Source organism: Nonomuraea soli, assembly GCF_013761175.1.
Lineage (GTDB): Bacteria > Actinomycetota > Actinomycetes > Streptosporangiales > Streptosporangiaceae > Nonomuraea > Nonomuraea soli.
Window position 1 is genome coordinate 1,091,099 of the sequence record NZ_JACDUR010000002.1, and the last position, 22,933, is coordinate 1,114,031.

The 22,933-nt window shown below is 71.4% G+C and carries 18 protein-coding genes; 11 read left to right on the plus strand and 7 right to left on the minus strand.

Annotation, left to right across the window (positions count from 1 at the left end):
• Nucleotides 1-28 precede the first annotated feature (28 nt).
• Nucleotides 29-625: a TetR/AcrR family transcriptional regulator gene (locus HNR30_RS12185; protein ID WP_181609865.1), complete on the plus strand. Its 597-nt coding sequence runs from the start codon at nt 29-31 to the stop codon at nt 623-625.
• A 172-nt stretch (nt 626-797) separates the two neighbouring features.
• Here the strand turns inward: HNR30_RS12185 and HNR30_RS12190 are convergent, their stop codons facing one another.
• Nucleotides 798-1,409: an NADPH-dependent FMN reductase gene (locus HNR30_RS12190; RefSeq protein ID WP_181609866.1), complete on the minus strand. Its 612-nt coding sequence runs from the start codon at nt 1,407-1,409 to the stop codon at nt 798-800.
• Nucleotides 1,410-1,503: 94 nt separating this feature from the next.
• Here HNR30_RS12190 and HNR30_RS12195 point away from each other — a divergent pair, with 94 nt between their 5' ends.
• The 6 genes from HNR30_RS12195 (at nt 1,504) to HNR30_RS12220 (ending at nt 8,661) form a co-directional block, all read left to right on the plus strand.
• Nucleotides 1,504-2,163 carry a TetR/AcrR family transcriptional regulator gene (locus HNR30_RS12195; RefSeq protein WP_181609867.1) on the plus strand — a complete coding sequence of 220 codons (660 nt, stop codon included), beginning with the start codon at nt 1,504-1,506 and terminating at the stop codon, nt 2,161-2,163.
• A 126-nt stretch (nt 2,164-2,289) separates the two neighbouring features.
• A complete protein-coding gene (locus tag HNR30_RS12200) occupies nt 2,290-4,713 on the plus strand; it encodes a HelD family protein (protein ID WP_181609868.1) in 2,424 nt (807 codons plus the stop codon).
• 95 nt (nt 4,714-4,808) lie between these two features.
• Nucleotides 4,809-6,011, plus strand: coding sequence for an MFS transporter (locus tag HNR30_RS49180; RefSeq protein WP_181609869.1), 1,203 nt, complete (start codon nt 4,809-4,811; stop codon nt 6,009-6,011).
• A gap of 43 nt (nt 6,012-6,054) precedes the next feature.
• A complete protein-coding gene (locus HNR30_RS12210) occupies nt 6,055-6,195 on the plus strand; it encodes a hypothetical protein (RefSeq protein WP_181609870.1) in 141 nt (46 codons plus the stop codon).
• 3 nt (nt 6,196-6,198) lie between these two features.
• Entirely contained in the window at nt 6,199-7,434 is a 1,236-nt protein-coding gene (locus tag HNR30_RS12215; RefSeq protein ID WP_181609871.1) for a YcaO-like family protein, read from the plus strand.
• 36 nt (nt 7,435-7,470) lie between these two features.
• The gene (locus HNR30_RS12220) at nt 7,471-8,661 is read left to right on the plus strand and encodes an MFS transporter (protein WP_181609872.1); all 1,191 of its coding nucleotides are present in this window, start codon (nt 7,471-7,473) and stop codon (nt 8,659-8,661) included.
• Here HNR30_RS12220 and HNR30_RS12225 read toward each other — a convergent pair.
• Nucleotides 8,658-9,113: a MarR family winged helix-turn-helix transcriptional regulator gene (locus HNR30_RS12225; RefSeq protein WP_312894369.1), complete on the minus strand. Its 456-nt coding sequence runs from the start codon at nt 9,111-9,113 to the stop codon at nt 8,658-8,660. The genes HNR30_RS12220 and HNR30_RS12225 overlap by 4 nt on opposite strands.
• Before the next feature lie 100 nt (nt 9,114-9,213).
• Between HNR30_RS12225 and HNR30_RS12230 the strand changes: the two genes are divergently transcribed.
• The gene (locus HNR30_RS12230) at nt 9,214-12,438 is read left to right on the plus strand and encodes an efflux RND transporter permease subunit (protein WP_181609873.1); all 3,225 of its coding nucleotides are present in this window, start codon (nt 9,214-9,216) and stop codon (nt 12,436-12,438) included.
• Nucleotides 12,439-12,497: 59 nt separating this feature from the next.
• Here the strand turns inward: HNR30_RS12230 and HNR30_RS12235 are convergent, their stop codons facing one another.
• Complete coding sequence (locus tag HNR30_RS12235) at nt 12,498-12,851, minus strand: winged helix-turn-helix transcriptional regulator (RefSeq protein ID WP_181609874.1); 354 nt, start codon at nt 12,849-12,851, stop codon at nt 12,498-12,500.
• 116 nt (nt 12,852-12,967) lie between these two features.
• On the opposite strand from HNR30_RS12235, the gene HNR30_RS12240 reads away from it, so the two are divergent.
• From HNR30_RS12240 to HNR30_RS12250, 3 genes are all read left to right on the plus strand, one after another.
• Nucleotides 12,968-13,855 (plus strand): NAD(P)-dependent oxidoreductase, encoded by an 888-nt coding sequence (locus HNR30_RS12240; protein ID WP_181609875.1) that lies wholly within the window; start codon nt 12,968-12,970, stop codon nt 13,853-13,855.
• Nucleotides 13,856-13,963: 108 nt separating this feature from the next.
• Entirely contained in the window at nt 13,964-15,988 is a 2,025-nt protein-coding gene (locus HNR30_RS12245) for a hydantoinase/oxoprolinase family protein (protein ID WP_181609876.1), read from the plus strand.
• Nucleotides 15,985-17,559, plus strand: coding sequence for a hydantoinase B/oxoprolinase family protein (locus HNR30_RS12250; protein ID WP_181609877.1), 1,575 nt, complete (start codon nt 15,985-15,987; stop codon nt 17,557-17,559). Before HNR30_RS12245 ends, HNR30_RS12250 begins: the two co-directional genes overlap by 4 nt.
• A gap of 12 nt (nt 17,560-17,571) precedes the next feature.
• Here HNR30_RS12250 and HNR30_RS50080 read toward each other — a convergent pair whose 3' ends face one another.
• From HNR30_RS50080 to HNR30_RS12270, 4 genes are read right to left on the minus strand one after another with little or no spacing between them, the layout of a single operon-like run.
• Entirely contained in the window at nt 17,572-19,209 is a 1,638-nt protein-coding gene (locus HNR30_RS50080; RefSeq protein WP_181609878.1) for a PucR family transcriptional regulator, read from the minus strand.
• Nucleotides 19,206-20,471 (minus strand): DUF917 domain-containing protein, encoded by a 1,266-nt coding sequence (locus tag HNR30_RS12260; protein ID WP_181609879.1) that lies wholly within the window; start codon nt 20,469-20,471, stop codon nt 19,206-19,208. The genes HNR30_RS50080 and HNR30_RS12260 overlap by 4 nt, the downstream gene beginning before the upstream one ends.
• Nucleotides 20,468-21,595 (minus strand): hypothetical protein, encoded by a 1,128-nt coding sequence (locus HNR30_RS12265; protein ID WP_181609880.1) that lies wholly within the window; start codon nt 21,593-21,595, stop codon nt 20,468-20,470. Before HNR30_RS12265 ends, HNR30_RS12260 begins: the two co-directional genes overlap by 4 nt.
• Nucleotides 21,592-22,917 carry an MFS transporter gene (locus HNR30_RS12270; RefSeq protein WP_181609881.1) on the minus strand — a complete coding sequence of 442 codons (1,326 nt, stop codon included), beginning with the start codon at nt 22,915-22,917 and terminating at the stop codon, nt 21,592-21,594. Before HNR30_RS12270 ends, HNR30_RS12265 begins: the two co-directional genes overlap by 4 nt.
• Nucleotides 22,918-22,933 lie beyond the last annotated feature (16 nt).

A 22,933-nucleotide genomic window follows, 5' to 3' on the forward strand; every position in this document is an offset into this window, starting at 1 on the left:
TGCCCTCAAGTTAGCTAGGCTGGCCGTCATGCGCAAGGACGCCCTGCACAACCGCGAACGCCTCCTGGGAGCGGCCCGGCGGCTGTTCGCCGACCGGGGGCTCGAGGCGCCGCTGGAGGAGATCGCCCGCGCGGCGGGGGTGAGCATCGGCACGCTGTACAACCGCTTCCCGGACCGGCAGGCCCTGGTGGAGGCGGTGTTCGCCGATCGGGTGCGTGCCGTGGCCGAGCTGGCCGAGCGCGCGCTGGCCATGGACGACGCCTGGGAGGGCTTCGCCGCGTTCCTGACCGGTGTGTGCGAGCTGCAGTCGGCCGATCTCGGCTACAACGACCTGGTCGCACGCGCCGCCCCGCTGGAGGGGGAGCGTGGGTACGCGCTGATGGGCGAGCTGGTGGAGCGAGCGCGGCGCGACGGTGGCCTGCGGGCCGACGTGGAGCTGGCCGATCTGGCCTTCGTGCTGTGGGGGGTGGCGGCGACGATTAGGGCCACCCGCGCCACGGCTCCGGCCGTGTGGCGGCGTCACCTGGCCCTGGCGCTCGACGGCCTGCGGGGGGCGGGCGCGCATGCGCTTCCGGTGCCGGCGTTGACGGTCGACGAGGTGCGCGCGGCGATGGGGGAGTGCTGAGCGCCGGTTCCCAGTTCGTTCACGGCAGGGGTGGTGCATCGAGCCTCGCCGTACAGGTCGAGGATGCGGCGGGCCTCCTGGGGCGAGGGGCCGATCTCCTGCTCGCCGAAGGTCATGGCGCCGAGGAAGACCTCGCAGACCCGCAGTCCGGTACGGCCCAGCAGCCGGTATCTCAGGCGCCCACCGCGTGCCCGGCTTCCTGGCGCAGCGGCTTCAGCGCCCTGGACCAGGCGATGACCTCGTGGAGCAGCTCGTTCAGGGTCGACTCCTGGTAGGGGCCGGGGGCGATGGTGCCGGGTTCGGCCGGGTCGGTGATCTCGAAGTCGGTGAAGGCCGACAGTGCGACCTGGGTGCGCACGTTGGCGACCTGTAGTTCGGTCATGACCTGCCGCAGGTGTTCGACGGCGCGCACGCCGCCGTGGACGCCGTGGCTGACGAATCCGGCGGCCTTGTTGTTCCATTCGGCGAACAGGAAGTCGATGGCGTTCTTCAAGGCGGCCGGGGCCGAGTGGTTGTACTCGGGGGTGACGAACACGAACCCGTCGAAGGCGGCGATGGTCTCGGCCCACCGATGCGTGTGCGGGTGGTGGTAGTCGCCGAACAGGGCGGGCACCGGCTCATCGAGGAGCGACAGGCCGTAGTCGGCCAGGTCGACGGGCTCGAAGACAACGTCTCCCAGGGTGACGGCGGGGTGCCGGGCGGCGACTTCGGCGACCCAGCGGGCCGCGACGGCGGTACGGCGGCGCGGACGGGTGCTGCCGGTGACAATGGCAATCTTGATCATGCTTGTACTCCTCACAAAGGTGCGACACGAGGTAAAGTACAACGAGCATGGCAAAAAGTAAAACGAACGTTGCAAAACTGGCGGAGGACCCAATATGACCAGCGAAGACAGCACGACGCCTCGCCCTCGCCGAGGGCTGAGCGGCAAGCGGCAGGCGATCCTGGACGGCGCCCTGAAGGTGTTCGCCCGCGACGGCTACACCCGCGCCGGGGTGGATACGATCTCGGCGGAGGCGGGGGTGTCCACCCGGACCATCTACAACCACTTCACCGACAAGGCCGGCCTGTTCCTCGCCGTGATCCAGGACAGCGCCCGGCAGGCCGCCGACATCCAGATCGCGATCATCGACCGCCACCTGCGCAAGGTCGTCGACGTGGAGGCCGACCTGATCGAGTTCGGGCGGGACTGGGTGACGCCGAGGCCCGACAGCGCCGCCCACTTCTCCCTGGTCAGGCAGATCAACGCTGAAGTGGACCACATCCCTGGGGAAGTGATGGACGCCTGGCGGGAAAGCGGGCCGCGGCGGGTCCGCCGGGTGCTGGCCGACCACCTGCGGCAGCTCGCGGAGCGCGGGGTGCTGCACGTCGACGACCCAGCCCGCGCGGCGCTGCACCTGCTGGTGCTGGTCTCGGCGGGGCTTCCGGCGTCTCCCGCCGGCCTGTCCGACGAGACGGTGACCGAGACGGTCACCGCGGGTGTCCGCACCTTCCTGCACGGCCACCTGAACCACGGTGGCGCATCAGGACACGAGTGACCCCGGCGCGAAACAACCAGGTGAGAGGGATGGTTTGGCGATGCGGCGGGGAGCTGGTACGCTTCCATACCCGCGTGCACGCGAAAAAGAGGCTTCGAAACCTCTAAGAAGGAGACTAGTCACAGAATGGCGATCCGTCAAGCTGTCAAGCTCGAACAGGCGAAAGTGACGATGCTCTACGGCCGCCTCGACGCGGCCCGCGACAAGGCTTCGCAGGCGCTGAAGACCGCCTACGCCGCGGGGTCGGAGATGACGATCGCCCGGGAGCGCGTGGAGCGTGAGGCCATGGCCGCCGACCAGGCCAGACGCCTGGCGCAGCTGCACGCGGTCGAGAACGGCCTGGTCTTCGGCCGCATCGATCTCGGCGAGGGCGAGAGCACGTACGTGGGGCGCATCGGGCTGCGCGACGACGATCACGAGTCGGTGCTCATCGACTGGCGCGCGCCGGCGGCCCGGCCGTTCTACGTGGCCACCCCCAGCGATCCGGGCGGGGTGGTGCGCCGGCGCCACATCCACACCCGCGAGCGCACGGTGGTGGGGCTCGACGACGAGGTGTTCGACCTGGAGGCGATGACCGACGGCGACCGCCGCACGCTGGTGGGGGAGGCGGCGCTGCTGGCGGCGCTGCGCAAGGGCCGCACGGGGCGCATGAGCGACGTGGTGGCCACCATCCAGAGCGAGCAGGACCGGGTGATCCGCGCGGGGCTGGCCGGCGCGCTGGTCGTGCAGGGCGGCCCCGGCACCGGCAAGACGGTCGCGGCGCTGCACCGGGCGGCCTACCTGCTCTACACCCACCGCGACACGCTGGAGCGGCGGGGCGTGCTGGTCGTGGGGCCCAACCCGATGTTCCTGCGCTACATCGGCCAGGTGCTGCCGTCGCTGGGGGAGACCCAGGTGGTGCTGGCCACGGTCGGGGAGCTGTTCCCGGGGGTGAAGGCGGTCGCGCGCGACGAGCCGGAGGTCTCGGTGGTCAAGGGTGACCTGCTCATGGCGGGGCTGGTGGAGGCGGCGGTCGCCGACCGTCAGCGGCTGCCGCAGGGCGATCATCTGGAGGTCGAGCTCGACGGCGAGGTGCTGCGGGTGCCGCGCGAGGTGGTGGCGCGCATCAGGGAGCGGGCGCGTGCCGTACGGCTGGCGCACAACATGGCGCGCAAGCTGTTCGTCACCGAGCTGCTGCGGGAGCTGGCGGCCGACCGGGCGCGGCAGTTCGACGACGCGACGGCGCTGACGAACTTCATGTCCGAGGCGCAGGCGGCCGCGTTCGAGCGTGAGCTGGCCGAGGAGTTGGCTCCGGCCGACGACGATGCCGAGCAGCGTGAGCGTGACCTGGCCGCCGACGCGCGTGACCTGTGGGAGCTGGCGCCGGTGCGGCGGGCGCTCGACGCGTTGTGGCCGGAGCTGACACCCGAGCAGCTGATCGGGGAGCTGCTGAGCGACGCCGAGGCCCTGGAGCGGCTGTCGCCGGAGGGGTTGCGCTGGTGGCATGTGCTGCGGGTGCCCGAGGCGGGTGGCGCCGACGGCTGGCCGCAGGATCGTGCGTTCACCGGTTCGGCCGCCGGCCGGGGCCGTGAGGGCTGGGGCCGGGACGACTGGGCGGCCTTCCCGTGGACGGTCGACGACGTGCCGCTGCTGGACGAGGCGGCGGAGCTGCTGGGCCAGGACGACTCCGCGCGGCGGCGCACCGAGCGGCGCGAGCAGGCCGAGCGGGCCGAGCGTGAGCTGTTCGCGCGCGAGGTCATGCAGGTGTCGGGCGTGGCGGACCTGGGTTATGAGGAGATGAGCGCCGGCATGCTGGCCGACCGCAACGACGGCGGCGGCGCGATGCTGAGCACGGCGGCGCGGGCGATGGCCGACCGTACGTGGGCCTACGGTCACGTGATCGTCGACGAGGCGCAGGAGTTGTCGCCGATGGCGTGGCGCACGCTGATGCGCCGGGTTCCCGCCAAGTCGCTGACGGTGGTGGGCGACATCGCGCAGACCGGTTCGGCCGCGGGCGCCTCGGCGTGGGGCCAGATGCTGGACCCGTATCTGGAGGGCCGCTGGCGCGAGGAGCGGCTGCTGGTCAACTACCGCACGCCGGTGGAGATCATGGATGTGGCGCGTGACGTGCTGCATCTGGTGGATCCGGCGCTGGAGCCGCCGGAGTCGGTGCGCAGCGGCGGCGACGCGCCGCGGGCGGTGCGCTGCGGTCTGGAGCAGTTGCCGCAGCTGGTGGCCGAGGAGGCGGCGGCGATCGGTGAGGGCCAGGTCGGTGTGGTGGTCTCCGACGGCGCCTACGAGGCGGTGGCCGAGCTGTTCCCTCAGGCCAGGGAGGTGGAGGGCCCGGTGGTGGTGCTGACCGTCACCGAGTCGAAGGGGCTGGAGTTCGACGCGGTGGTGGTCGTCGATCCGGAGGGCATTCTGGCGCAGCCGCAGGGTGCCAGAGACCTGTACGTGGCGGTGACGAGGGCCACGCGCCGGCTGGCGGTGGCGCACGGCGGGGCGCTGCCGGCCGTACTAGGAAATCTACAAAGTAAAGAAGACCGGCTGGTTGACCAGTCCGCTTTGTAGTGTTTCCGTGAGGTTTCAACTACAAAATCGCCACTAGGGGGAGGGGCGCTGAGGAACCTCGGCCGGGCCCGCTGCTTCGTGCGCGGGCCCACCTGATGCGGGCCGTCCTTCGGCGCAAGGACTTCAGGCTGGTCTGCTTCGGGATGGCGGTCAGCCTGCTGGGCGACGCCTCGCTGCTGCTGATCCCGGCCATCTTGGCCAAGAAGCTGACCGGCTCCAACAGCGCGGCCGGGCTGACGTTGTTCTTCTTCTCCCTGCCGCTGCTGTTCGCGCCGCTGTTCGGGGTGCTGATCGACCGGGTCGACCGGCGGCGGCTGCTGGTGGTGACGTGTCTGGGCTCGGCGCTGGCGCTGCTGCCGCTGGCGGCGGTCTCGGCCGGCTCGTTCTGGCTGCTGTACGCGGTGTCGGCGGCGATGGGCTGCTCCTACACGGTGACCTTCGCAGCGCTGGGCGGCCTGCTGAAGGCGATGCTGCCCGAGGAACTGCTGGCGCAGGCCAACGCCTCGCTGCTGACGACCAGGCAGGGGCTGCGGCTGGTCGGGCCGCTGCTGGGGGTGGCGATCTACAGCGCGTTCGGCCTGGGCGCGGTGGTGGTGTTCGACATGGTGACGTTCGGGGTGGCGGCGCTGGCGTTCGCGCTGATGCCGGCGGTGCCGTACGTGCGCCGCGGCGGGGGCGGGGTGAGCTGGCGGGAGGAGGTCGGCGCCGGGGTGCGCCTGTTACGGCTGGATCCGAAGTTGCGCCGGGCGGGCACGGCGCTGAGCGTGATGTTCGCCGTCGGCGGGGCGACCGAGTCGCTGATCTTCGCGGTGATCGAGGCGCTGGGACGCAGCCCGGAGTTCGCGGCGGTGACCTCCACGGCGATGGGGGTGGGGGCGATCGGCGGCGGGCTGGTGGCCGCGGCGGCGATCGGCCGGTGGGGTGAGCTGCCGGCGATCGGTGCGGGGGTCGGCCTGTACGGCGTGGCGATCGCGTTGTGGCTGGTGGCGGCGGAGGGGGTGATGGTGGCGACGATGGCGGCCTCGGGCGCCGGGGTGACGCTGACGAGCGTGGCGATGGCGACGTTGTTGCAGCGGCGCAGCCCCGAGGAGGTGGTGGGCCGGGTGGCCACCGCGTTCGACGCCGTCTCGGGTGGGGCGCAGCTGGTGGCGGTGGCGGCGGGGGCGTTGCTGGTGACGCTGGTCGACTACCGGGTGCTGCTGGTGACGGTGGCGGGGGTGTGCGCGCTGGCCGCCTGGCACGCCTTTTCAGGGGGTCCGCGAAGTTTACGGTCAGATGTTGACCTTTGTCGTGACTGATGTTGTGGTGGAGATCGTCCAACCCCTCGAAAGGAGCACGTGCATGGGCAACAGCAACTCCGACGGCGGTCTGCTGACCAAGCCGGGCAGCCGGCTGCTGGAGGACGACTTCACGCTGACCCTGAGCGAGAAGACGCTGCTCGAGGCGACCTTCACCATCCGCTACGCGCCCGGCGCCCGCTAGGCGATGGGGGTTCGCGCCCGAAGGGAGCGCGCGGTCTCGACCGATGCCGCGCTGGAGGTCATCGAGCGGGTGCTGGCCGATGCGGGGCTGACGGCGACGTTCGTCTCCTCCGGGTCGGAGCGTTACCCCGTGCACCGCTGCTCGCTGCTCGACGGCCGTGGCGAGCTGGTGGCCGAGTCGCTGGGCAAGGGCGCCGGACGGCAGAGCCGGGCCAGCGCTCTCTTCGAGGCGTGGCAGCATCTGCTGCACGATCGGGGGCAGGCGGGCCTGCCGGAGGATCCGCGGGTGCGGGTGCTGCCGATCAAGCGGGTGGTGGATCAGGAGGCGTTGCGTGGCGAGCGTATGCTGGCGCGCCTGGCCGACGACTTCGCGCAGGTGAACGTGGCCTGTCTTCCCCTGTCGCCGCTGCGCGGCACTGGGGAGTTGTGGTTTCCGGCTTTCGCCCGCTCCCCCGCCTGCCGTGATCATCCGGTGCCCGGTGACGATCTGCGGGTGTACGCGCCGTATCTGCGTTACGCCTACGACAACGGGACGGCGACCGGGCTGGACCGGGACGAGGCGGTGTTGCACGCGCTGCTGGAGGTGGTCGAGCGCGACTGCCTGTCGCACGCGCTGCTGCGCTGGTACCTCGACGACGGTTCGCCGCTGCGTGCCGTACCTCGTGACGGGTTGCCGCCGGATCTGCGGCAGCTGTTCGACGAGGTGGGTGAGCGGCTGGGTGCTCCTCCCCTGGTGGTGGAGATCACCTCGGATCTGGGGGTGCCGGCGTTCTGCGCGTTGCCGTCGCGGCCGGGTGGTGATCCGGGGGTGCTGGGTTCGGGCGCGTCGCTGAGTGCCGCCTACGCGGTGGAGCGGGCGCTGACGGAGCTGGCGCAGTCGGCGTTCAACATGGGGCTGGGGGTGGACCTGACGTTGGAGGCGCGGCTGGCGAGCCTGCGGGACTGGCCGTTGCTGGAGCGGTGCGCGCGAGTGGATCCGGGTCCGTTGCTGGAGCGGCTGCGGTTCGAGGCGTCGTGCGAGGTGGAGGTGGCGCCGGAGCGGCCGGTGGCGGGGCAGGTGGAGTTGCTGCTCGACGTGCTGGAGGCCGAGGGCATGCGGGCGTGGTGGTTCGAGTGGGGGCCGGCGCGGGCGCAGTGTCCGGTGCTGACGGTGGTGGTGCCCGGCATGGACCATTTCTCGATGGTGCACAGCGCGGTCCCGGTGCTGCCGACGGGACGGGCGTTCACGTTGCTGTCGTAGGGGCCCGTTGTGGAGGGCCGTGAGGGGGCTGGGTGGATGGGTGTGCTGGCCAGGCGCGACTTCCGGTGGGTGTTCGCGGGCCTGGTGACCAGCATGCTGGGCGATGCGTCGCTGCTGCTGATGCCGGCGATCCTGGCCAAGACGCTGACGGGCTCCAACAGCGCGGCCGGGCTGGTGTTGTTGTTCTTCACCGTGCCGATGGTGTTCGCGCCGCTGCTGGGCGTGGTGATCGACCGGGTGGATCGGCGCCGGTTGCTGATCGTTTCGTGCCTGGTGTCGGCGGTGGCGGTCTCGCCGCTGGCGCTGGTGTCGGGGCGGTCGACGGCGTGGCTGGTGTATCCGGTGGCGACGGGGATGGGCCTGTCGTACACGGTGATCTTCTCGGCGTTGGCGGGGCTGCTGAAGGCCATGTTGCCGGCGGGGGAGCTGGCGGGGGCCAACGCGTTGCTGACCTCGTCGCGGCAGGGGTTGCGGTTGCTGGGCCCGCTGCTGGGCGTGGCGTTGTACGCGGGGGTGGGGTTGTGGTCGGTGGTGGTGTTCGACGTGCTGACGTTCGTGGTGGCGGCTGGGTGTTTCGCGATGCTCGCGCCGGTGCCGCGGCCGCCGCGCCGGGCGTGGGTGAGCCTGCGGGTGGAGGTGGGCGCCGGCGCCCGGCACCTGTGGCGTGAGCCGGTGCTGCGCGGGGCGATGGCGTGCTTGAGCCTGTTCTTCCTGGTGGCGGGGGCGACGGAGTCGCTGATCTTCGCGGTGATCGAGGCGCTGGGGCGCGGGCCGGAGTTCACCGCGTTCACCTCGGTGGCGCTGGGGGTGGGCGCGGTGGGGTGCGGGCTGGCGTCGGCGCGGCTGGTGGCCAGGTTCGGTGAGCCGGCGATGGTGGGTGCGGGGGTGTTCCTGTACGGCCTGGCGATCGGGTTGTGGCTGGTGCCGGCCGAGGCGGTGATGGTGGGGGCGATGGCGCTGGCGGGGGCGGGGCTGACGCTGAGCGGGGTGGCGATGCGGACGCTGCTGCAGCGGCGCAGTCCCGACGAGGTGATGGGGCGGGTCTCGACCGCCTATGACGCGGTGGCGGGGGCCGGGCAGCTGGTGTCGGTGGGTGCGGGGGCGTTGCTGGCGTTGTGGGTGGACTACCGGGTGCTGGTGGCGGCGGTGTCGGTGGTGTGCCTTCTCGCTCCCCTGATTAATCTACAAAGTAAAGCCGTTCGGTTGGTGAAAAATCACCCTTCCTAACTGCCAAAATCGCCTTCGTCGAAGGCGGCCAGGATCTTCCCGGTGACGTGGTCGAGGGCGCGCAGGGTGTCGGTGTCGAGGCGTTCCATGATGCGCCGGTAGTGCTCCAGGCCGGCGTTGTTGATCTCTTCGAGCATGGCGCGGCCGGCTTCTGTCAGTTCGACGCGGCGTACGCGCCGGTCGCGCGGGTCCTCGTGGCGTTCGACGAGTTCCTGGGCGACGAGGCGGTCGACGATGCCGGTGACGGTGCCCAGGCTGACGCCGAGGCTGGCGGCGATGTCGCGGCCCGAGGCCGAGCCGGTGACGGCCAGGAACATCAGGACGTGCAGCTGGCGCATGGTCAGGTTGCTGGTGGCCAGGGGTGAACGGTGCCGGGCGAAGGCTCGTGCCAGGTGGCGCTGGGATTCCCCGATGCGTTTGATCAGCTCTTCGCGTTCGTCGCTCACTCTCACCTCTCGCTTCCTGAGAAGGTTATCAGGAAGCCCACGTCAGGCTAAATATTTGGGCAAGGCAAAGTGTTAGGGTGGGGCGAACTCTTGGAGGGGGTCCCGCATGACTGGATTGGCGCGGGCTAGTCTGGCCAACCGCAGCCTGGTGGTGTTGATCTCGCTGGTGCTCAGCGCGTTCGGGGTGTTCACCATCCCGCAGCTGAAGCAGCAGTTGTTCCCGTCGTTGTCGTTCCCTGGCGCCTTTGTGATGGCAGCCTACCCCGGCGCTTCTCCCGAGATCGTCGAGGAGCAGGTGACCAAGCCGATCGAGGACTCCTTCGCCGGCTTGGAGGGTGTCGAGGAGGTGACCTCCACCTCCAGGGAAGGCATGACGCAGATCCAGGTGGCCTTCGCCTACGGCACCGACATGGACGCGGCTGTCGGCAAGATGCAGCAGGCGGTCAGCAGGGCGCCGTTGCCGGATTCGGTGGATCCGCAGGTGGTGGCGGGTTCGACGGACGATATCCCGGTGCTGGTGCTGGCTGTCGGTGACGGCGGCGACGAGCGGGCGATGGCCGACAAGCTGCGCACGATCATGATCCCTGAGTTGCAGGCGATCGAGGGTGTGCGTGAGGCGACGATCACGGGTGTGCGTGACGAGCAGGTGGTCATCACGCCGGATCTGGGCAAGATGGTGCTGGCGGGGGTGTCGGCGGCGCAGATTCCCGAGGTGTTGCGGGCCAACGGCACGCCGATTCCGGCGGGGTCGATCACGTCCGATGATCGGACGCTGACGGTGCAGGTCGGGTCGCGGGTCGATTCGGTCGAGAAGCTGAAGGGTCTGTACCTGACGCCGGTGCAGCAGCCCGCCGTCCAGCAGCAGCCCGGTCAGCAGCAGAGTGGTCAGCAGCAGAGTGGTCAGCCTTCCGCTCAGCAGCAGGGCCGTCCCGCACAGCCGGGCGGTCAGCAGCAGCCCGGTGTGGTGGCCGCTCCGAAGCCGAAGCCGCCTGTCAAGCTGGGTGATGTCGCTTTCATCGAGCGCAAGCTGGCCGATGCGACCGCGTTGACGCGGACCAACGGCAAGGCGAGCCTGGGCGTGTCGATCACGATGAAGCCCGACGGGAACGCGGTGGCGATCTCTCACGAGGTGCGGGCGCAGCTGTCGGATCTGACGCGTCAGCTGGGTGACTCCTCCGACAGCCGGGTGGATGTGATCTTCGACCAGGCGCCGTACGTGGAGCGCTCGATCGAGGATCTGGCGACCGAGGGCCTGCTGGGTCTGGGCTTCGCCGTACTGATCATCTTGGTGTTCCTGTTGTCGGTGCGTTCGACGTTGGTGACGGCGGTGTCGATCCCGATGTCGGTGGTGATCGCGCTGATCGTGTTGTGGGCGGGCGACTATTCGCTGAACATGCTCACGCTGGGGGCGCTGACGATCGCGGTGGGCCGGGTGGTCGACGACTCGATCGTGGTGCTGGAGAACATCAAGCGGCATCTGGGGTACGGCGAGGCCAAGCGGGCCGCGATCGTGACGGCGGTGCGTGAGGTGTCGGGTGCGGTGACCGCCTCGACGTTGACGACGGTGGCGGTGTTCGCGCCGATCGCGTTCGTCGGCGGCATGGTGGGTGAGTTGTTCGCGCCGTTCGCGATCACGGTGACGGTGGCGCTGCTGGCGTCGCTGGTGGTGTCGTTGACGGTGATCCCGGTGCTGGCGTACTGGTTCCTGAAGGCCAAGCCGCTGTCGGCGGCGGAGGCGCAGGCGGTGCAGGACAAGGAGCTGCGTTCTCCGTTGCAGCGCATGTATTTGCCGGTGTTGCGGTTCGCGACGCGTCGTCGTCTGGTGACGTTGCTCATCGGGGTGCTGGTGTTCGCCGGGACGATGGGGATGGCGGGCAGCCTGCAGACGAACTTCATCGATTCGGCCGGTCAGGACACGATCTCGATGACGCAGCGGATGCCGGTCGGCACTGATCTGGAGACGTCGGACAAGGCGGCCAAGCAGGTCGAGGAGTTGTTGTCGGGTATCGACGAGGTCGACTCGTACCAGGTGACCGTCGGTGGCGGCAATCGCATGATGGGCGGGCTGGGTGGCGGCGCCGACCGGGTGTCGTATTCGGTGACCGTCAAGGAGGGTTCGGACACGCCGGCGGTGGAGGAGCGGCTGCGCTCGGAGATCGGCAAGCTGTCGGGTGTCGGTGAGGTGTCGGTCGGCGGTCAGGGCGGTGGCGGTTTCGCTTCCGACGGCGTCGAGGTGATCGTGCGTGGTGCTGACGCGGCCGGTCTGAGGTCGGCGGCCGACAGTGTGGCGGCGGCGATGAAGGATGTGCCGGGGCTTCGGGAGGTGTCGTCGAATCTGGAGGCTTCGGCGCCGCGGATCGAGGTGCGCGTCGATCGGGAGAAGGCGGCTGCTCGCGGGTTGAGTGAGGCGCAGATCGGTCAGACGGTGGCGCAGGCTTTCCGTGGTGCTCCGCTGGGTCAGGTGAGCTTGGACGGCCGGGCGTCGAACCTGGTGCTGAGGGTGGGTGAGGCGCCCGAGGACATGGACGCGGTGCGCAAGCTGCAGTTGCCGACGGCTTCGGGGATGGTGAAGTTGTCGTCGGTGGCGGATGTGGAGGAGGTCGAGGGTCCGACGCAGGTGACGCGCATCGATGGTGAGCGTTCTGCGACGGTGTCGGCGAAGGCGGATGCCGCCGATCTGGGTGCGGTGACGACGGCGCTGCAGGCCAAGCTCGACACGCTGGGTGTGAACTACGAGCTGGGTGGTGTGTCGGCCGACCAGCAGGAGGCGTTCGGCGATCTGGGTCTGGCGATGCTGGCGGCGATCGCGATCGTGTTCATGATCATGGTGGCGACGTTCCGTAGTTTTGTGCAGCCGCTGATTCTGCTGGTGTCGGTGCCGTTCGCGGCGACGGGTGCGGTGGGTCTGCTGGTGGCGACGGACACGCCGCTGGGTGTGCCGGCTCTGATCGGCATGCTGATGCTGATCGGCATCGTGGTGACCAACGCGATCGTGCTCATCGACCTGATCAACCAGTATCGGGAGCAGGGCATGGGGATCGTGGAGGCGGTGCTGGAGGGTGGCCGGCGGCGGTTGCGTCCGATCCTGATGACGGCGGTGGCGACGATCTGCGCGTTGACGCCGATGGCGCTGGGTGTGACGGGGTCGGGCGGGTTCATCTCCAAGCCGCTGGCGATCGTGGTGATCGGTGGTCTGGTGTCGTCGACGCTGCTGACGTTGGTGCTGGTGCCGACGTTGTATGTGATGGTGGAGCGGACGAAGGAGCGGTTCGGCGGCAAGCCGAAGCAGGTGGCTCCGGAGCCGGACAAGACGCCGGTCCCAGTCGGCTGACGTTTCGCGGCAGGCGCCCGGTGTCCCCGTTCGCGGGGGCGCCGGGCGTTTTGGTGTGTTCAGCCTGTCTGGTCCCAGGGGATGGTCTCGATGCGTTCGAGGTGTTCTTCGCCCCATTCTCCGAGCGGTGCCATCGCGGTGTTGAGTGAGTGTCCGAAGGGGGTGAGGGAGTACTCCACCTTTGGGGGGACCTGGTGGTAGACCTCACGATGCAGTAGGCCGGTGGTCTCCATCTCCCGCAGTTGCAGGATCAGTACGCGTTCGCTGATGCCGGGCACCGCGCGGCGCAGTTCGCCGAAGCGCAGGGGGCCGTCCTGGAGCGCGAAGAGGATCAGCCCTTTCCACTTGCCTCCCATGACGGCGATGGCGGCGTCGAGGCCGCAGGTGAACGTGCGCTTCTTCGTCTCCTTCATCGGCTCATACTTACATTCGTGTATGTACCTGGCAAGAATGTCGGTACTTGAGGTTGTGCATGTGCTCCAGCCAGCATGGATCAGGGTCGTTTTGTCTCTGTGACGGGAGTTCGCGCATGATCGCAAGGAATTTGACACCGGTGAGCGTCATCGGGCTGGGTTCGATGGGCGCGGCGCTGGCCGGGGCCTTCGTCAAGGCCGGGCATCCGACCACGGTCTGGAACAGGACGGCCGCCAAGGCCGTTCCGCTCGTCGCCATGGGAGCCAGGCATGCGGAGTCCGTCGACGACGCGGTGACGGCTGGTCGCCTGGTCATCACCTGCCTGACCACCTTCGAGGACACCCGGCTGGCGCTGAGTCCGGCCGGCGCGTCGTTGCGTGGGCGGGCTCTGGTCACTCTCAACAGCGGTTCCCCGGCGGGGGCCCGTGAGACGGCTGCCTGGGCCCTCGGCCATGGCGCCCGGTTCCTGGCCGGGGCGGTCAAGAACGTGCCCTCGGCCGTGGGAGCGGCGGACACCTTGTTGTACTACAGCGGTGATCGCGCGGTCTTCGAGGAGTTCGAGGCCGTCTTGCGGGTGCTGGGCGGTGACACCGTCCACTTGGGCGACGAGGCCGATCTCGCCGCCCTGTACGAGATGGCGGTGGGCGCCATGTTGCTGCCGGCGCTCGTCGGCTTCTTCCAGGGCGCCGCCGCCGTGCAGGCGCGCGGGCTGGAGGTGGGCACGATGGTGGGCTTCGCCGGCACGTGGCTGGACATGATCAAGTCGTTGCTGCCGATCTACGCCAGGGAGATCGACAGCGGTGACTACTCCGACGCCGCCTCCTCCGTGAATCTCTTCCTGGCGGGGGAATCCCATGACGAGGACCTGGCCAAGGAGACGAACGTCGACACGGCGTGGCTGGCCCCGCTGTACGGCCTGGTGAGGCGGGCGGCTGAGGCGGGCTATGGCGATCAGAGCATCTCGGCTCTCACCGAGGTGCTCAGAAACCCGGTGCGGCAGTAGCCGGCTCCCCGGACACCTCACCTGTGGTCGGGCATGGTGCCCACCCCGGAGGCGGGGGCTGTGCACGTGGCACTGCCGTCTTCGGGGTGCGCGCCCTAGCGTGGTCGCATGACTTTTCGCGTCGCCATGGACATCGGCGGCACCTTCACCGATGTGGTCCGCTACGACGAACGTTCCGGGCAGGTGGTGGCGTCGAAGGCGCCGAGCACGCCCGGTGATCTGGCCGAGGGCGTGTTCGCGGCGCTGGACAGGGTGGGAGCCGACCCGGCTGACATCTCCTTCTTCGTGCACGGCACCACACAGGGGCTGAATGCTCTGCTGGAGCGCAAGGGCGCGAAGGTGTTGCTGCTGACGAGCGAGGGCGCCGCCGACGTCTACCAGATCGCGCGTGGTAACCGTACGCGCATGTTCGACCTGCGCTATCGCAAGCCGGTGCCGCTGGTGCCGCGTGAGCGGGTGATGGAGGCCGGTGGGCGGCTGGACTGGCGGGGCCGGGAGCTGGTGCCGCTGGATGAGGCGGCGGTGCGGCGGGCGGCGCGGCGGGCGCTGGCGGAGGGGTTCGACGCGGTGGCGGTGTGCCTGCTGTTCTCCTACGCCGATCCGGTGCATGAGGTGCGTGCGGGTGAGATTCTGCGCGAGGAGCTGGGCGATCGGGTGCTGGTGGTGTTGTCGCACGAGGCGGCGCGGGAGTGGCGGGAGTACGAGCGCACCTCCAGCGCGGTCCTGGAGGCCTACACGGGTCCGGTGGTGCGGCGGTACCTGGCGGGGATCGGGGCGCGCTTCGCCGAGCGGGGGCTGGGGGTGGCGGTGCATGTGATGCAGTCGTCGGGCGGGCTGGTCAATGCCGCTCACGCGATGGCGCGGCCGTTGCAGACGCTGCTGTCGGGCCCGGTGGGCGGCACGATGGGCGGGGTGGCGGTGGCGCGGCTTCTGGGGGGCCGGCGTAACGCGATCTGCGTGGACATGGGTGGTACGTCGTTCGATGTGTCGCTGGTGGTCGACGGGCGGCCGGACATTGCGACGGAGGCGTCGATCGAGGGTTTCCCGGTGCTGATGCCGATCGTGAACCTGCACACGATCGGTGCCGGTGGCGGGTCGCTGGCCTATGCGGAGGCGGGTGCGTTGCGGGTGGGTCCGGAGTCGGCGGGCGCCGTTCCTGGGCCGGCGTGTTACGGGCGCGGCGGGTTGCGGCCGACGGTGACGGACGCGAACGTGGTGCTGGGCCGGGTCGATCCCGAGTGGTTCGCGGGCGGGCTGATGAGCCTGGATGTCGGGGCGGCGCGGGCGGCGGTGTCGGGGCTGGCCGGCGAGCTGGGCATGGAGCCGGTGCGGCTGGCGGAGGGCATCTGCCAGGTGGCCAACGCGAAGATGGCGCAGGCGATCCGGACGATCACGGTGGAGCACGGGATCGAGCCGCGGGAGTTCTCGCTGGTGGCTTTCGGCGGGGCGGGGGCGATGCATGCGGCGTTCATCGCGCGGGAGCTGGGCATCGGTGAGGTGGTGGTGCCGCGTTTCCCCGGCGCGTTCTCGGCGTGGGGGATGCTGGAGGCCGATGTGCGGCGGGATCTGACCGAGCCGCACTTTCGCGCGCAGGACGATCTGGACGGCGGCGCGATGGCGCAGGCGCTGGCGCGGCTGGAGGCGGCGGCGTCGCGTGAGCTGGCCGGTCAGGGGGTGGCCGACGATCGGCGGCGGGTCGAGCACGCGGTCGACATGCGCTACGAGGGCCAGGATTACACGCTGACCATCCCGCTGCTGTCGGCTGAGGAGCCGGCTTCCCCGGGGTTCCTGGAGCGGATCGCGGCGCGTTACGCCGAGGCGCACACGGCGCGCTACGGGCATGCGACGCCGGAGGCGGCGGTGGAGTTCGTGCTGCTGCGTTCGACGGGGCTGGGGTCCTTCCCGCGGGCGCAGGCGGCGCCGCCGGTGGTGCAGGAGCAGGCGGCTGCGGTGCGGACGGTGGTGTTCGACGGGGTCGAGTACGACACGCCGGTGGTGCGGCGGGCGGCGCTGAGCGGCCAGCTGTCGGGGCCGGCGGTCGTGGTGGAGGAGACGGCCACGACGGTGGTGCCGCCGGGCTGCCTGGTGTCGGTGGACGAGTTCGGATTTCTCATCATCAAGGTGGCATCATGATCGACCCGGTCACGACGGAGATCATCCGTTGCGCGTTGCTGCAGGCGGCGCAGGACATGAACACGACGCTGATCCGCTCGTCGTACACGCCGGTGATCTACGAGGCCAAGGACTGCGCGGTGGCGTTGCTGGATCGTGAGCACAACGTGCTCGGCCAGTCGTCGGGGTTGCCGATCTTCCTGGGGAACCTGGAGGTGTGCACGCGCGAGACCGAGCGGCTGTACGGCAGGCAGGTGTGGTCGCAGGGCGATGTGTGGGTGCTGAACGACTCCTACATCGGCGGCACCCACCTCAACGACGTCACCGTGTACGGCCCGATCTTCGTCCAGGGTGAGCTGGTGGGGTTCGCGGCGTCGCGGGCGCACTGGCTCGACATGGGGTCGAAGGATCCGGGCGGGTCGATGGACTCCACCTCGATCTTCCAGGAGGGGCTGCGGCTGGGCCCGGTGAAGATCTACGCCGGTGGTGAGCCGTGCCGTGACCTGCACGAGGTGATCGCCCGCAATGTGCGGTTCCCGCACGCGACGCTGGGTGACATGCGGGCGCAGGTGGCGTGCGCGATGACCGGGCAGCGGCGGCTGGCCGAGATCGTGTCGCGGTGGGGGGTGGAGACGGTGATGGCCGCCCGCGACGAGATCTTCGCGCAGACCGAGCGGCTGGAGCGCGAGGCGATCGCCGCGATCCCCGACGGGGTGTACCGGGCGGGCGGGTTCCTCGACAACGACGGCATCGACCTGGAGGTGCCGCTGCCGGTGAACGTGACGGTGACGGTGGCGGGCGAGGGCATCGCGGTGGATCTGACCGACTGCGCCGACCAGGCGACGGGCCCGGTCAACTGCGGCGCCGCCCAGGCGGTGGCGGCGGTACGGGTCGCCTACAAGCTGCTGGTGTCGGGCGAGGTGCCGTTGAACGGCGGCTCGTTCCGTCCCCTGACGGTGGCCACGCGGCCCGGTTCGATGCTGGCGGCCCGCTCGCCGGCGGCGTGCCAGTACTACTACTCGCATCTGGGGCTGCTGATCGACCTGGTGGTCAAGGCGCTGGCGCCGGTGCTGCCGGGCAAGGCGGCGGCGGCTTCGTACGGCGATTCGATGATCGTGCAGTTCGCGGGCACCGATCCGCGCACCGGCAAGCTGTACGTCTCGCAGGAGGCGACCGTCGGCGGGTGGGGCGCCTGGGAGGGCGGCGACGGCGAGAGCGCGTTGATCAACAACGTGAACGGTGACCTTCGGGACATGCCGATCGAGGTGCTGGAGACGTTGTTCCCGGTGCGGGTGCGCCGCTACGAGATGCGGCCGGGCAGCGGCGGGTCCGGGCGGTGGCGTGGCGGTGACGGGGTGGTGCGGGAGTATGAGTTCCTGGGGCCGACGTCGTTGTCGTTGTGGTTCGAGCGGTCGGTGACGCCGGCGTGGGGGCTGGCCGGCGGGGGTGCGGGCGTGCCGCCGTCGGTGTGCCTGAACCCGGGTACGGCGGGCGAGCGGCGGATGCTGAAGGCGAACGCGCTGCCGGTGAAAGCGGGCGACGTGCTGCGGTGCGAGTCCGGTGGAGGCGGCGGGTACGGCACCGCCGGCTGATCGCCCGCCCTTTCAGGTGGTGGTGTGCAGGTGGACGGCCAGGTGCAGGGCCAGACGGGTGGCCGGGTCGTCCAGGTCGTAGCCGGTGGCGCGGATCCGGTCCAGGCGGGTGGTGACGGTGTTGCGGTGCACGCCCAGCTTGTCGGCGGCGCGCAGCGGCCCGCCCTCGCCCAGGACGGCGGCCAGGGTGCGCAGCAGCGTGCCGTCGCGGTCGGCCTCCAGCAGCGGGGCGAGCACCACGTGGGCGGGCGGGCCGAGGACGGCGGCGGGCAGGGCGGCCAGCAGCTCCGCCGGGCCCATGCGGTCGGCGCGGGCGACCGTGCCGGGCGCGGCGACCAGGGCGGCGGCGTGGGCGGCGAGCAGCGCCTGGGTGAGGGTGTGCGGGCTGGGGGCTGGTGCGGCGACGCCCGCTGACGCGGGGTGCGGCAGGGTGCTGAGCGCGCGGGCCAGGTGTTGTGCCACCTGGTCGGGCGGGTGCGGTGACCATCCTGCCCATCCGCCGTCGCGCCGCAGGACGGGGACGGGGCCGAGGGCGTGGGTGAGGGCGGCTCGGGCGGTGGCGTCGTCGCCGGTGTGCGGGGGCTGGGGGGTGAGGAGGAAGGCGGTCAGGGGGCCGTGCACGCTCCAGCCGAGGGCGGCGGCCTCGGCTTGGGCGTCGGGGAGCTCCTCGGCGGCGGAGGCGGCGGGGGCGGCGGGGGCATCGGCGAGCAGGCGTTCGGCCAGGGCCTGCTGCCAGGCGAAGGAGCGTTCGGCGCGCAGCCGTTCGGTGGCCGCCCACGCCGTCAGCGGCGCGACAGCCAGACCGAGGACGGCCGCGACCACCGGCGCCCACACCGGCGAGCGGGGCGCGCCCGTGGCCACCAGCCGGCCCAGCACACTCCCGTCAGGGCCGGGCACGGGCAACTCGGCCAGCAGCCGGCCGCTCCCGGAGGCCCGTGCGGGCTCCCGGGGCGCCTCACCCGGCATGGCGGCGCCACTCCACGCGGGCGACTTCCACGCCCCGGCCCCCGGTGTGGACCCCGGCGTGGCGTCCGGCGCGGTAGCCGGCGCGGTAGCCGGCGCGGCGTCCGGTACGGCGGTGCGGCGGCCTGCCAGCAGCGTGCCGTGCACGTCCACCAGCGCCACCGCCGTGCCGGGCAGCTCGGCGTTGAGCACCCCCAGCACGCTGCGTGCCGACGTGCCCGCCTCGGCCAGGCGCGTGGCGCAGCGGGCGAGCAGCTGGGTGCGCGCCGCCTGCGGGCTGGCCGCCGCCGAGGCGACCCGGACGGCGGTCACCAGCGGATCCTCGTCGACGAACACGAGCGTCACCCCGAGGCGTTCGGCCAGCAGTTCGCCCGACCCGGCACTCGCGGCGCCGGCCGGGGCGATGACACACGCGGCGGCCTGCTCCCAGGCCCGGCGCATGGCCATCTCCACCGCCCAGCCGCCGCGCGCGGCCGACCCGGTGAGCACGACCGCGGTGTGCGGGCCGACGGACGCCATCACCGACAGCTCGTCGACGATGCGCACCTGGTGGACGGGGCTGTTGCCGTCGCCGTGCATGCGGGCCCCGGTCAGGGGGCCGGCGTCGACGAGTTCGGCGACGGTGACGGGCGTCTCCCATCCGGCCGCCCGTACGGCCGCGGGCGACTTGCCCGGGTGAGGCTTCACAGGGCGATCCCGAAGGCGGGCAGGCCGCCGAGGGCGCGTCCCTGCTCGGTGTGCCACATCGGGGCGGCTCGCACGATGAGGACCTCCACTTCCATGCCGGGCTCCGCCCGGTCGACGTCGATCACCTGGCCGTCGGCGAGTGAGACCAGGCAGATCTGGTCGGGCGCGGTGGCTGCCAGGGCTCCGTCAGCCAGGGCGAGGACGAATTCGTTGTGCGCTTCGAGGCGGATCTGGCGGCGCAGGCCGTCGCTTTCGCGGACGACGACGCTGGAGGGCAGGGAGGGCAGGCCGGTGGCGGGGGCGTCGAGGGTGTGGTGGTAGACGCCGTCGACGGCGGTGATGACGCCCACGGCCAGGCGGCTCACGCCGTACGGCGCCGCCAGGGTCCGGTCGGCCACGTTGAATCCGCCGGCCGCGCCGGTCGCGTCGGTCGCGCTGGTTTTGTCGGGATTGCCGGCAGGTCTGGTGCGGCCGGCGGCGGGGTGGCCGGCGTGCAGGAGGCGGCTGACGGTGCCGGGGACGATGGCTCGGGCCAGGTCGTCGGCGCGCATCGGATAGCAGGCCGCGACCGCCCAGCCGCCCATCGACAGCACCACCGGGCGCAGGGTGCCCTCGACGCGGCTGGTTTCGAGCAGGACGAGGTCTCCGGCGGCGCCGGCCAGGGCCAGGGGTGCGGGGCTGAGGCCGGCCAGGGTGTAGGTGGTCTGTTCGACGAGGGGGAAGACGCGGCCTGTGCCGTCGCCGTCGACGAGGGGCAGGCCGAGCTGGGCGGCGGCGATGAGGGGCAGGATGGCGTTCTCGGCGGCGAGGTTGAGGGCGGCGATCGCGGCTGCGGGGGTGCCGGTGCGGCGTTCGAGGGCGTGGATGGCACGGGCGGGTTCGTCGCCGGTGGGGAGCTGCTCGGCCAGGGCGGTGGTGGAGCCGACGAGGGTGACCACGACGCACAGGGCGTCGGGTGGCAGGTCGGCGGGGGTGATGAGGGTGACGCCGGTGGCGAGGACGTCGTGGGCCCAGTCGCGCACGAGGGCGAAGGCCGACTCGGCGGCACCGGTGGCCAGCAGGCCCGCTCCGGTGGCGTAGGCGGGCAGGGTGGAACGGTCGATGCGAGTGGGCGCGGCTGCGGGGCCAGCTGCGCCGTACGAGCGGGGGCGGCCGGAGGCGGGCTGGCCGGAGGCAGGCGCGCCGCTGGGTGAGCCGCTGGGTGAGCCGCTGGGTGAGCCGCTGGTGGGCGGGATCCCGGCGGGTGGGGTGCGGTTGGTCATGGCGTGGCTCCCTCGGCGCGCACGCGCAGCCGGAACAGGCCGTCGGGCAGGTACGACAGCGGGTTGACCGCCACCGATGAGACGCGGGCCGAGCCGGGGACGGCGCCGGCGGACAGGACGCGGGTGAGGGCCTCGTCCTGGGCGTCGCTGACGGCGCGGTCGAGTTCGGCGGTGCCTCGGGCGCGCACGATGCGCTCGACTCCGGCCATGGGGACGGCGAGGGTGGCCCCGTAGGCGGCGAGGTGGGCGCCGGCGAGCGCCGTACGGCTCGCGTCGCCAGGTGAGGTGAGCGCCGTACGGCTCGCGTCGCGGGGTGAGGCTGGGGCGGCGCGGTGGGCGAGGGCCGTTTGGGCGCGGTGGAGGCTGGTGGTGGCGCCTTCGGCGCAGGTGAGGGGGTAGCGGCGGAAGTAGTGGGCCGAGACCAGGCCTTCGCCGGTGCGGGCGACGTACAGCGGCAGGCCGGGGAGCAGGCGGACAAGGTGGTCGGCCAGGTGGGAGGCGCCGGGGCACAGGGCGGCGTTGGCGATGGCCCACTGTTCGCGCTCGCGCAGGCCCGCTCTGCCGTACTCGTAGGACAGGGTGATGCGGGCGCCGGGCACCTCGTCGGCGATGGCGGCGGCGGCCTGGAGTTCGTGGTCGGCCAGGACGGGTGAGCCGGTGGCGGTGACGGCGAAGTCGCGAAGGCCGCAGGTGCGGGCGAAGCGGCGCAGGGCGGGCAGGTCGAGGGGGGCGAGGGGACGGCCGGTCAGGTCGTGGCCGCCCCGGATGATGGTGGCGGTGCTGCCGGGGGCGGTGGTGTGGCCGATGTCGAGGCGGGGGGCGAGGGCGGGCGGGCAGGGGCCTGCGATGCGGACGGCGGCGACGGGCGCGCCGTGTCCGGGCGGCAGGTCGACGGCCAGGCAGAGGGCCTTGAGGCCCGGCGCGCGGGCGAGGGCGTGGCGGAGGGCGGATTCGACGGCCGGGGAGGACAGCCGGTCGAGCGGCGGGTCGGCCGGCGGGGTGGGGGTGGCCGATCCCGGAGGGGAGCCGGGATCGGCCCGGAGGGGGCTCAGGTGGATCGGCAGGCCGTCGCGGACCACGGCGAGCACGGTGGCTCGCCGGAGCGTCGCGAGGCCGCCGATCATGTCAGTTCGCGTCCTTCCGTCTCCGGCAGCGGCAGCGCCAGCAGGGCGGTGAGCAGCATGAACGCGTTGATGATGAGCATCGTGGGCGTGAAGCCGGTGGCGCCGGCGAGCAGGGCGCCGACCGCGGACGGCGCGATGGTGGTGGCCACGAGCTGGGCGGCGGTGGCCCAGGAGTAGCCGGTACCGCGCAGCGCCGTCGGGTAGAACTCGCCGTTCCAGGTGTTCCACACGCCCCAGGCGCCGAGGGAGAAGAACGACAGCACGAAGTTGCCGGCGTACAGCTGCCAGGTGGAGCCGGCGGTGGCGAACCACAGCCCGCCGGCGACGGCGGCGACGACGTAGAGGAGGAAGATCTTCTTGCGGCCGTAGCGGGCGGTCAGCAGGGAGGCGCTGATGTAGCCGGGGATCATCATGAGCGCGGAGAGGGCGGCGAAGCCGAGCGAGGCCGACATGGTCAGGCCGCGCTCCATGAGGAGGGTCGGCAGCCAGGTCTGCAGGCCCCAGTAGCCCCAGTTGAAGGCGAAGTTCAGCACCAGCATCACGATGGTGATCTTGGCGAGGCCGCCGCGGAACAGGCCGAGGGGGTTGCCGAGCCGGCTGCTGTCGACGGTGTAGGTGGTGCCGGGGGCGGCGTCGGGGCTGCCGAGGCGGGCCAGGACGGCGCGGGCTTCGTCCTGGCGTCCGCGGGCGGCCAGCCAGTACGGCGATTCGGGCACCCAGGCGCGGATGGCGAAGGCCCACAGTCCGGCGGCGGCGCTGGCGATGACGACGACGTGCCAGCCCAGGTCGCCGAGGGCGACCGAGGCGCCGATGGCGGCGAGGATGCCGATGGGCCAGCCGATCGACAGGTAGACGGCCGCCTTGCCGCGCTGCTTGGTGGGCAGCAGTTCCAGGAAGTACGGGAAGGTGATGGTGTACACGCCGGCCAGGGCCAGGCCGGAGGCGACGCGCAGGGTGAGCAGGACGCCCAGGTTCGGCGCGAACGCGGAGGCCAGGGCGATCACGCCGTAGGCGATCAGCGACCAGAAGCAGGTGGGGCGGCGGCCGATACGGTCGGCGACCGGTCCCCAGATGAGCACGCCGGGGATCATGCCGAACGCCACCGCCGACAGCACCAGGCCGATGCCGCCCTCGTCGATGCCGAAGGCTGGGCCCAGGTCGGCCGAGACGTAGATGAGGGCCAGCTGTTCCCACGATTCGATGACGAAGGCGATGAACAGGGCCGCGGCCGCCATCACGTGCCGGCGGGTGAAGGGCATGCGGTCGAAGGCCGCGCCGATGGGCATCGTGCGGGTGCTGGTGTCGGATCCGGTGGCGGTCATGGCACTCCTAGCGAGG

Coding starts and splice junctions, on each gene's coding strand:
- HNR30_RS12190 (WP_181609866.1), bottom strand. CDS start 1,409: ATGATCAAGATTGCCATTGTCACCGGCAGCACCCGTCCGCGCCGCCGT.
- HNR30_RS12185 (WP_181609865.1), top strand. CDS start 29: ATGCGCAAGGACGCCCTGCACAACCGCGAACGCCTCCTGGGAGCGGCC.
- HNR30_RS12260 (WP_181609879.1), bottom strand. CDS start 20,471: ATGACCAACCGCACCCCACCCGCCGGGATCCCGCCCACCAGCGGCTCA.
- HNR30_RS12250 (WP_181609877.1), top strand. CDS start 15,985: ATGATCGACCCGGTCACGACGGAGATCATCCGTTGCGCGTTGCTGCAG.
- HNR30_RS12210 (WP_181609870.1), top strand. CDS start 6,055: ATGGGCAACAGCAACTCCGACGGCGGTCTGCTGACCAAGCCGGGCAGC.
- HNR30_RS49180 (WP_181609869.1), top strand. CDS start 4,809: ATGCGGGCCGTCCTTCGGCGCAAGGACTTCAGGCTGGTCTGCTTCGGG.
- HNR30_RS12235 (WP_181609874.1), bottom strand. CDS start 12,851: ATGAAGGAGACGAAGAAGCGCACGTTCACCTGCGGCCTCGACGCCGCC.
- HNR30_RS12245 (WP_181609876.1), top strand. CDS start 13,964: ATGACTTTTCGCGTCGCCATGGACATCGGCGGCACCTTCACCGATGTG.
- HNR30_RS12270 (WP_181609881.1), bottom strand. CDS start 22,917: ATGACCGCCACCGGATCCGACACCAGCACCCGCACGATGCCCATCGGC.
- HNR30_RS12215 (WP_181609871.1), top strand. CDS start 6,199: ATGGGGGTTCGCGCCCGAAGGGAGCGCGCGGTCTCGACCGATGCCGCG.
- HNR30_RS12200 (WP_181609868.1), top strand. CDS start 2,290: ATGGCGATCCGTCAAGCTGTCAAGCTCGAACAGGCGAAAGTGACGATG.
- HNR30_RS12220 (WP_181609872.1), top strand. CDS start 7,471: ATGGGTGTGCTGGCCAGGCGCGACTTCCGGTGGGTGTTCGCGGGCCTG.
- HNR30_RS12195 (WP_181609867.1), top strand. CDS start 1,504: ATGACCAGCGAAGACAGCACGACGCCTCGCCCTCGCCGAGGGCTGAGC.
- HNR30_RS12240 (WP_181609875.1), top strand. CDS start 12,968: ATGATCGCAAGGAATTTGACACCGGTGAGCGTCATCGGGCTGGGTTCG.
- HNR30_RS12265 (WP_181609880.1), bottom strand. CDS start 21,595: ATGATCGGCGGCCTCGCGACGCTCCGGCGAGCCACCGTGCTCGCCGTG.
- HNR30_RS12230 (WP_181609873.1), top strand. CDS start 9,214: ATGACTGGATTGGCGCGGGCTAGTCTGGCCAACCGCAGCCTGGTGGTG.